Below are 8495 nucleotides of genomic sequence, written 5' to 3'. Positions count from 1 at the left end.
GCCACCGGCCTGCCCCCACGGCACCCGATCCGCCCAGTACGAACCCCTACGAACCAGCCCCGCCAGGGTTGACGAAACAGATAGGGGCACCCCCCGGGTTTCCCGCTGTAGGGGGTCGCATGGAATGCGTGGGCCATATTGCGGCCCTGGGCCCGGATACCGAGGGACTGAAGGTCGGTGAGCGCGTGGTGGCCGCTGTGGTCCCGGCGGTACCCGGGCCCCCCGTGGCCGGCACCTGGCAGGAATACCTCGTTGCCGACACGCGAAGGCTTCTGCCGGTCCCCGACCGTCTGAGCGACTCCAGCGCCTGTCAACTCGCCGTCAACCCGTTGACCGCGCTGCTCCTCGTGACGCGCGAACTCGACGTACAGCCGGGCGAATGGCTGTTGCAGACGGCCGCGGGCTCCACCGTCGGCCGGCTCGTCATTCAGCTGTCCAGGAATCTGGGTATTCGCACGATCAATGTCGTGCGGCGACGTGATGCCGTCGAGGAGATCAAAGTGCTTGGTGGTGACGAGGTCATTTGCACTGAGGACGAGGACCTGTTGCAGCGTGTGGCTGAGATAGCGGGGCCAGTCGGCGTGCGGAAGGCCGTCGACTGTGTCGCGGGCCCCGTGGGTGCCCAGGTGTCCCAGGCATTGGCTCCGGGAGGGGAGGTCGTGGTCTACGGCGCACTCTCGACGCATCGGCAGACCGCCCCTGCGGCACTGACGATCCCGCTGCAGGCACGCTCGGTCATCTACGAGACCAAAGCAGTCCGTGGCTTCTGGCTGAACCGCTGGTTCGGCACTGCCTCACCCGAGGATGCGCTGCGCACGCTGTCCCAGGTTCGCGGTCTCGTCGCCGACGAGGTGCTGAGCATCCCCCGGGGCCAGCCGTTCCCGCTCGAACGCTTCGCTGAAGCCGTCTCGCTCGCCGAAGCACCCGCACACGGCACCAAACCACTCTTCGTCTTCGAAGACGGCCGGGACGAAGACGACAGGTAGGAAGCGGCGCTTCCGGTGCGTCCGCGGCGTGCCAAGGCCGCCAGGTGAACCTAGCCAAGCCCGATGAAGCCCGCGTCATTCGACCAGGTCAGCGCCTGCACCAGTGTTCTGGGGAGGCCGCACGTCATCTCTGAGGTGGAGTGGATCTAGGAGGCTGCTGCGATGGCCCGTCCTCGGTTTCGTCCTCACGTTCGCGGCGGTCACTCTTGTGGACTGGTCGCCGACGGTGAAATGGGCCCCGTAGCCGAGCGCCGTCTCACATGCGTGGCTGCGGCGTCCGATGCACGCTGGTGGTGGCGAGGACTTCGTACGTGGGGACCCTGCGTGCGTGTGCGAGTCGCGCATGGACCTGGGGCGTGCCAGGACACAGTCCGGTTCAGCGCCTCCCATTGCAGAGTCGTCCCTCGCCCCAGTGCCTGATTTGCTCGGCAGGCGGCAGCAGGAAGGAAGCGCGATGGAGATCAAAGGCTCGGTTGCCCTGGTGACGGGGGCCAATCGTGGCATTGGCCACGCGTTTGCTCGCGCACTGATCGAGCGGGGAGCTGCCAAGGTCTACGCCGGTGTCCGCGATCCGGCGAGCGTGAGCGACGGGGACCTTTCTGTGCTGCGTTTGGACGTCACCGAGCCGGAGGACGTCGCCGCCGCGGCCGCGGCCGCCGGTGACGTCACCATCGTCGTCAACAACGCGGGGGTCGGAGGTTTTGGGACCAGGCTACTGACGGGCTCCTTCGACGGCGCGCGCGAGGCGATGGAGATCAACTACTTCGGCACCTGGGCCGTGTCCCGTGCCTTTGCCCCGGTCCTGGCGCGCAACGGCGGCGGCGCGCTGGTGAACATGCTGTCGGCTGTCTCCTGGCTCCCCCGGCCGGAGTATCCCGGATATGCGGCCTCCAAGGCAGCCCAGTGGTCGTTGACGGGCGCGCTGCGGGAGGGTCTGCGCGAGCAGGGAACGCTTGTGATCGGGGTCCACGCCGGTTTCGTGGAGACGGATCTCAGCAGTTTCACGGATGCGCCGAAGATCAGCGCGGCGGAGGTGGCGGAGCAGACCATGGACGCCCTGGCGAACGACCGGGTCGAGGTGCTCGCCGACGAGCGGACCAAGCAGATCAAGCATGCCCTTGCGCAACCGCTTGAACAGTGAGCGGGGGAGGCTATTTGCCGAGCGTCGCGGCCGGCTGAGGTCGTTTGCTCCGGCCTTGGTTGCGTACGGGGCCAGGAACGCGGTCAGCGCCGTGAGCACTTCCTGGGGGCCTCTTCGGCTACCCAGTGGCTGGTGGCGGGAATGACTTTGCTTCGCACGTCGTGTGCGACAGGTTTCATGGTGTCGGCGACGTTTTCACCGAGGCTTCCCGCACCGGGGATCGCAGGGACGGCAGGGTCAGCGGGCGTGTTTTACAGCCAAAGTAGCACCGGCGCAAGGAGGAATCATGGCCGAGACATACGATCCACGCCGCACGGCCGTTCTGCTGGTCGACCCCTATAACGACTTCCTCTCGGAGGGCGGCAAGGTCTGGCCGCGTCTGGAGCCCGTGGCCGGCAAGGTCGGTCTGCTGGACCATCTGCGCTCTGTGATCGTCTCGGCCCGTGCGACCGGTGTGCGCGTGGTGTTCGTGCCGCACCGCCGCTGGGAGCCGGGTGACTACGAGACGTGGGACCATCCGACCCCCTCGCAGCGGAAAATCCAGCAGCTCCACCACTTCGCCAGGGGATCCTGGGGCGGGGAGTTCCACCCCGACTTCCAGCCGCAGCCGGGCGAGGTCGTCGCTCAGGAGCACTGGGGGTCGAGCGGGTTCGCCAACACGGACCTGGACATGCAGCTCAAGCAGCACGGCATCACCCACGTGGTCCTTGTCGGCGTGCTGGCCAACACCTGCGTCGAGGCCACCGCTCGTTTCGCCATGGAGCTCGGCCACCACGTGACGCTGGTTCGCGACGCCACGGCGGCCCTCAGTCCCGAGATGATGCACGCCGCTCACGAACTCAACGGCCCCACCTACGCCCAGGCCATCGTCACCACGAACCAACTCATCGCCGCTTTCGACGGATCCCAACCATGACAGTCGGGCTCGTCCGTGTTGAGGCCGAAGAAGCAGTTCGCCTGCCATGCCTACGCACTGCGGGCCTGCCAGGAGGGACCTGCACAGCGCTCTTCCTGCCCCTCGCAGTGGCCTCTCATGGCTCGGCGATCCTGTGCCGGGCAGTCCGCTCACGCATCGCGCACGCATGGACAAGCGTGGCCTGGGGCGTTGACCGGCTGCAAGACGTCAGCGCGCAGAGCGCTCTTCGGGTACTGCGAAGCGGCCGTCTGCGCGGCGTGGACGTGTCGGAGCCTCGATGCTGCCTGGACGAGTGACCGAGCCGTGGTCCCGGCCTCCGCGCGGCTGGGCACCGAGTCAGCGGCGAGACGGAAAGCGCGTGGACGACGAGCGTTCGACGCACACGACGGACCCCCGACCTCACCCTGCGCAGCAACTCCGCCGACCTTGACGCTGAACGGCTCGTTCGGGCCTGAGTCGAGGATGAGGCCAGGAGGGTCCTACGCCTACTCGCCGAGAAGGTGCTGATTCTGATGGCGGCGCATGTCGGCACACTGCTGCATGCAGCGGCGCCGCTCGGGCTGGTGTGGGCGGCCCGAGGACGGGAATGGTTGACCGTTTCAGCTTCGCCTCATGAGGGCCGTGCCACTGAATGCTTGGAGGTGTTCACTTTCAACTCGGACCAGCGCTCGGGATCCTGATCAGTACCGACCAGGTGGCCGATCTCCAGCGCGGAATAGGTGCTCCCACTGCACCCCCGACTGCCCTCCGGGATCTCGATGAGCAACGCGTAGATTCGCAGCAGATATGCGGGAGAAATGTGGACGCCATTCATCTCGATCTCCGAGCCATCGTCGCCGAGGACGGAGACAGACGAATGCCTTGCCGATCGCGGCGTGCGCGGCTTCGCGCCGCTTTTGGGTGAAGAAGCCGGCGGCGGTTATTCCCTCGACGAGCCAGAACGGTTCATTCCCCAGGAAGCAGTTCTGCTGGGGAATCTCGTTGAAGACGATGAACGTACCGTTCCTGGCTGCACGCTGCTGCCGATCGACCACATTGCCGCGGACCGGCCGTTCTACTCCGGCTGTGAGCATGGTGGTCGTGCCGTAAGAAGCGGGATGAACGTGCAGGTCATCGCGAGATCCTTCCGGTCGACTGCTGTGGGCCTCGCCGGCCCTGCCCGGCGCCATGCACGACGTCCGCGGAGCCCGCGAACACGACATTGTCGACGCTCTCGCCGAGGCCCGCATCAAGTGCTGGGTTACCGGGGTGACGGCGGCACGGTCCGCATCCCGTGCTGGGGACGGTGGGAGGCCCTCTCCGCAGGCCAGGAGGCGGTGGACCAGTCTCCCGCGAAGATTCGGAGCCAGATCACCGCACGCGGCAGCCGCAACTCGACGACGCCCGCTCGGCAGGGCGGAGGACTCCAGATCCCTGCGGTGCGTTCACTCGGATGGCCCGTGTGCGGAGACGAGCAGACAGGTGTCCTCGACTCTGGAATCCCGGGCGTCGCCTGACGCCCTCGCACCGGAGGAGTGGCATGCGCATATCCTGCAAGTCGCGCGTGACCCAGGAGCACGTGACCCACGAGGACCTCGGCGACCTGCTGGAATGCCGCCAGGCTGCGCTGGCGGCCTACGACGGCGAGGAGCCCCAACCTGGGTCGTCGTGAACCGTAGCCCTTCGGCTGCCGTCCCGCGTTGAAGAACTCGGAGTGGGTGACCTGGCAGGCGTAGCCGCCCCCGCGTAATCGCAGCCGAGCGACGGTGAAGATCACCGGCAAGATCGGCTACACCACATGGCGGGACACCGTCTATGGCTGCGCGGCACCCTCGCTCGCCGCTCTTGAGTCGAGGGTGCCGCGCAGTCGGGGCGCGGCCTGGCACCGGGGGGTGCCCTGCCCCGCCGACGCCACCGGAGTGGCTGGTCGAGCACGGACTGAACCGCCGGAACGTGGTCGCCGTGCATGCTGGGGACTGCTGGACGGTCCGCAAGAGCGGGCGGTGCGTGCCGGTGAGCAGGCCGCAGGCGCTGGAGGCGCTGCGGCAGCAGGTACCGGCGTGCGCACAGTGCCGACCGGACACGCTGCTCGGCTTCCTGGAGTAGCCCCTGACCTGCGACGGGCTTCCGCCCCGGCGCCCGGCACCAGCTCGGGGGCAGCGACGATACCAAGGCGGGGGGCAACGGCGATAGCAAGGCGAAGTCGAAGCCGGCCGAGGTGCACAAGCCCGAGGACGACGTCAAGATCACGAAGTGTTCGTCGACCGGCAATCTCGCCGGCTTCCCGCAGGCCGAGCTGGTCGTCGAGAATCACGACTCGCGTAGCCGCTCATACATGGTGCAGGTCGAGTTCGTCGACGGCTCCGGCACGCGCTCCAGCGAGGGCGTGGCGATGGTGAACAACCTGGCGGCGGGCCAGAAGGCCAACGAGAAGGCCGGGGGTCTCGCCAGGGCACCCGATGGGCTGAAGTGCCGTATCACCAAGGTCAGTCGGCACTGACCTGACATCGGATTGTGCGGCGCGAGGCCCCCGCCGCGGAGTTCGGCGGGGGCCTCGTCGTGTGTCTGCGTTGTCGTTGCTACCGCCGCGGCGCCTCGACCAGTGCATGACCGACATTCAGGCGTCGTGATGCCCGCTCTCGGAGCTGGAGCAGGCAATACCCGCGGCGTGCGGCATGGCGGCTGAAGCGAGGGCATACGGCAACCGTCACCCACAAGTGGACTTGTTGGGCGACGGTTCCAGTCTCCACGGGGAGGCCAGCATCTATGGCCTCACAGGATCACCATCCCCCAACTCCAGCCACCACACGTCGTTGTCCTGGACAAGGTCCACCACCTGTCTCTGTCCGTCGCCGAAGCGAAGTTCGACGGCGGCCAGACCCGGTACGACGGGGTCCGATACGACTGCTTCGACCGGCTCGCCGGCGTGTGCGCCGTACCTGGAGATCAGGCCTTGCGCGGCCCGCTCTCTGGCGGTGTACCAGGGCGCGCCGATACGCGCCAGGTCCGCGGCATCACCGGCCTGAAGGCGTTGGACGTACACCTTGACGAGCGGTTCGACCTCGTCGGCGACCTCCTTCGCCTCAGGGTAAGGGTTGTCCCGTAACTGATCTTTGGCAGCACGAGGGTGGCTGGCCGGTATCGCATCCCAGGTTCCCTTTGGGGAGGCACTGAGGTTTTCTCAGTGGATAGACCGGCGATCAGCACTGCCACAGGAATGAGCCCTCGCTGCACAGCGTGCATGCGAAGGCGTATCCGCAACCGCCTCCGCCGAAGTTCATCGCCGTCCGGTGGTCGCGGCCCTCTTCGAGCTGGACCACGAAGCTCATCGGCTGCCCGCACGCCGGGCATGCCGGGGTCTCGTCGTGCTGCAGCCACGACGGAACGCCGCCCAACTGGCCGAGGACGTCCCTCAAGGGGCGTCCGTGAGCCTGGGCCCAGCGGTTGCGTGCCTCATGGTAGGGAGCCGCGTCGATCACCGCGCAGTCGATGCCGCAGGTCTCCGGCAGCAGGGCCTCGCCTTCCGTCGGCACCGGGGCCGCGGTGAGTCCGAGACCAGGGAACAGCAGTGCCCGGTTGCCACCTGCGACCGGGTCCCACTCGTCGCACAGCCCTGGATCGTTCTGACACATGAAGACCGACAGGACCCACCCGGCCGACGCCGTCGGCCTGGCCCCCTGGGCGCCGGGGTCGTTCACCAGCAGCTGCGCAAGGAACTGCATCGGCCCGGAGCACGCGGCGCACTGCGGCCAGCTGAACCCGGCGGGCACCATCGGCACGCCGCCGGTACGTGTCACTAGCGCATGATCATCGACCGGACCAGCGTGCGTCATCAAGGTGGTGGTCATAGCCGGGAAGCCTAGATCAGCCATGCGACAGACCCCTGAGGCCTGACTGTGGGGAGGGCGGCGCCGTGCTGGTAGGACAGGGCTCTTCACATACGATCATCCCCCGAACCAGAGGCTTCACAGTGGTCCCCTACGCTGCCACGCTCGACGTCCCACGCCGCACCGCCGAGTTCCTCGCCCGTCTGCTGGCCGCGCACCGGCGCCGGATCGGCACCCCGAAGGGCTCGCGGGCGCTGGGTCCGTTCCGGCAGGCGGTGCTGGTGCTGCGCTGGTTCCGCGAGCGCGGCTGTGTACATTGCCTGGCCCGCGACGCGGGCATCTCGCAGGCCACCGGCTACCGTTACCTGCACGAGGGCATCGATGTCCTCGCCGACCAGGCCCCTGACCTGCATGAAGTCCTCGCCCGCTGCCGGCGTGAGGGCATCACCCACCTGATCCTGGACGGCACGCTGATCACTGCGACCGTGTGGCCAGCGTGCGCGAGAACGGCAACGACTGGTGGTTCAGCCAGAAACACAAGTCCTGCGGCGGGAACGTGCAGTTCCTGGCCGCCCCGGACGGCACGCCGCTGTGGGTATCCGAGGTCGAGCCCGGCAGCGTTCCTGACATCACCGCCGCCCGACTCCACGTCCTCCCGGCCTTGTACAAGGCGGCCGCCGACGGCCTGCCCACCCTCGCGGACAAGGGCTACATCGGCGCCGGCATCGGCATCCACGTCCCCATCCGCCGCCCGAAGGGCCGCTCCGAACAGGCCCTGCACACCGACGTCCGCACCACCAACACCCTGCTCAGGAGCGTCCGCGCCCTCGGCGAACGCGCCGCCGCAGACCTCAAGCAACGCTGGCGCACCCTGCAGCACATCACCCTCAGCCCCAGCCGGATCGGTGCCATCGCACGCGCCGCACTCGTTCTCAACGGAACCTGGAAATGATCACCGTTGAGAAAACGTCACTGACCTCGGCTCACCCCTGCGACCGCACGACACAACAGCGGGTAGCAGACGCCTCCTCCCGACAACGTGCGGACCTCCCGACCTGGGGCGATGAGCAGGGCCCTGTTATCGTGCGCCGATGTCAACGATCAAACAGTTCCAAGTGACCTTCGACTGCGCGGAGCCTGCGCGCCTCGCCGCCTTCTGGTGCGAGGTGCTGGGGTACGTCGTGCCGACGGTCCCGGAGGGCTTTGCCACGTGGGAGGAGTACCACCGCTCGCTGCCGCCCGAGGATGAGATCTACTTCGCGTGCACTGATCCCTCGGGTGCGGGCCCGCGCTTGCTCTTCCAGCGAGTTCCCGAAGGCAAGGTCGTCAAGAACCGGGTGCATCTCGATGTGCGGGCCGGCGCCGGGCTCGTGGGTGAGGAGCGCCTTGTCACACTCGAGGCCGAATGCGCACGGCTGATGGCGCTCGGCGCGAAACACGTGCTGACGCAGCGCGCCGATGGCGTCAACGAGTCGTGCATCACGATGCAGGACATCGAGGGCAACGAGTTCTGCCTCGCCTGATTCTCCTCCGAGACTGCGAGGTGGGGAGCCGTCTCCGGCCTTGGGGAACATCGGGGCAGCCGATATCGGCTGCCCCGATGTTCCCCAAGGCCGGTCTCCCGTGGACCTCTCAGGTCCCGCATG

8 protein-coding genes and 2 pseudogenes are annotated in these 8495 nt (G+C 67.6%); 9 read left to right on the top strand and 1 reads right to left on the bottom strand.

From position 1 onward, the window contains the following. Positions 1–68: 68 nt before the first annotated feature. From ACFY3J_RS31240 to ACFY3J_RS31210, 7 genes and pseudogenes are all read left to right on the top strand, one after another. The gene (locus tag ACFY3J_RS31240) at positions 69–986 is read left to right on the top strand and encodes a zinc-dependent alcohol dehydrogenase family protein (protein ID WP_390842240.1); all 918 of its coding nucleotides are present in this window, start codon (positions 69–71) and stop codon (positions 984–986) included. A 454-nt stretch (positions 987–1440) separates the two neighbouring features. Then, the gene (locus ACFY3J_RS31235; protein WP_384178594.1) at positions 1441–2127 is read left to right on the top strand and encodes an SDR family oxidoreductase; all 687 of its coding nucleotides are present in this window, start codon (positions 1441–1443) and stop codon (positions 2125–2127) included. Between the two features lie 286 nt (positions 2128–2413). Beyond that, complete coding sequence (locus ACFY3J_RS31230; RefSeq protein ID WP_390842238.1) at positions 2414–3043, top strand: isochorismatase family cysteine hydrolase; 630 nt, start codon at positions 2414–2416, stop codon at positions 3041–3043. 1013 nt (positions 3044–4056) lie between these two features. Then, positions 4057–4395, top strand: a pseudogene (locus ACFY3J_RS31225) (transposase family protein); the annotation flags it as partial. Positions 4396–4562: 167 nt separating this feature from the next. Beyond that, on the top strand, positions 4563–4694 hold the full coding sequence (locus ACFY3J_RS31220) for a hypothetical protein (protein ID WP_384178588.1): 132 nt from the start codon (positions 4563–4565) through the stop codon (positions 4692–4694). 143 nt (positions 4695–4837) lie between these two features. Further along, a complete protein-coding gene (locus ACFY3J_RS31215) occupies positions 4838–5128 on the top strand; it encodes a DUF6233 domain-containing protein (RefSeq protein WP_384178585.1) in 291 nt (96 codons plus the stop codon). A gap of 112 nt (positions 5129–5240) precedes the next feature. Continuing rightward, positions 5241–5522, top strand: coding sequence for a hypothetical protein (locus tag ACFY3J_RS31210; protein WP_384178582.1), 282 nt, complete (start codon positions 5241–5243; stop codon positions 5520–5522). A 700-nt stretch (positions 5523–6222) separates the two neighbouring features. On the opposite strand, the gene ACFY3J_RS31205 is transcribed toward ACFY3J_RS31210, so the two are convergent. After that, positions 6223–6819 carry a DUF1963 domain-containing protein gene (locus ACFY3J_RS31205; protein WP_384178579.1) on the bottom strand — a complete coding sequence of 199 codons (597 nt, stop codon included), beginning with the start codon at positions 6817–6819 and terminating at the stop codon, positions 6223–6225. 173 nt (positions 6820–6992) lie between these two features. Here ACFY3J_RS31205 and ACFY3J_RS31200 point away from each other — a divergent pair. Both ACFY3J_RS31200 and ACFY3J_RS31195 read left to right on the top strand, forming a co-directional pair. After that, positions 6993–7801: pseudogene (locus tag ACFY3J_RS31200) on the top strand (transposase family protein). 139 nt (positions 7802–7940) lie between these two features. Next, positions 7941–8372 carry a VOC family protein gene (locus ACFY3J_RS31195; protein WP_384178572.1) on the top strand — a complete coding sequence of 144 codons (432 nt, stop codon included), beginning with the start codon at positions 7941–7943 and terminating at the stop codon, positions 8370–8372. Positions 8373–8495 lie beyond the last annotated feature (123 nt).

The organism is Streptomyces sp. NPDC001231, from assembly GCF_042896885.1.
Lineage (GTDB): Bacteria > Actinomycetota > Actinomycetes > Streptomycetales > Streptomycetaceae > Streptomyces.
This window is presented reverse-complemented; position numbering and strand designations above follow the sequence as displayed.

Bases quoted from the DNA above. Each gene is read 5' to 3' on its own strand.
- ACFY3J_RS31235 (WP_384178594.1), top strand. From the start codon at position 1,441: ATGGAGATCAAAGGCTCGGTTGCCCTGGTGACGGGGGCCAATCGTGGC.
- ACFY3J_RS31230 (WP_390842238.1), top strand. From the start codon at position 2,414: ATGGCCGAGACATACGATCCACGCCGCACGGCCGTTCTGCTGGTCGAC.
- ACFY3J_RS31220 (WP_384178588.1), top strand. From the start codon at position 4,563: ATGCGCATATCCTGCAAGTCGCGCGTGACCCAGGAGCACGTGACCCAC.
- ACFY3J_RS31215 (WP_384178585.1), top strand. From the start codon at position 4,838: ATGGCTGCGCGGCACCCTCGCTCGCCGCTCTTGAGTCGAGGGTGCCGC.
- ACFY3J_RS31195 (WP_384178572.1), top strand. From the start codon at position 7,941: ATGTCAACGATCAAACAGTTCCAAGTGACCTTCGACTGCGCGGAGCCT.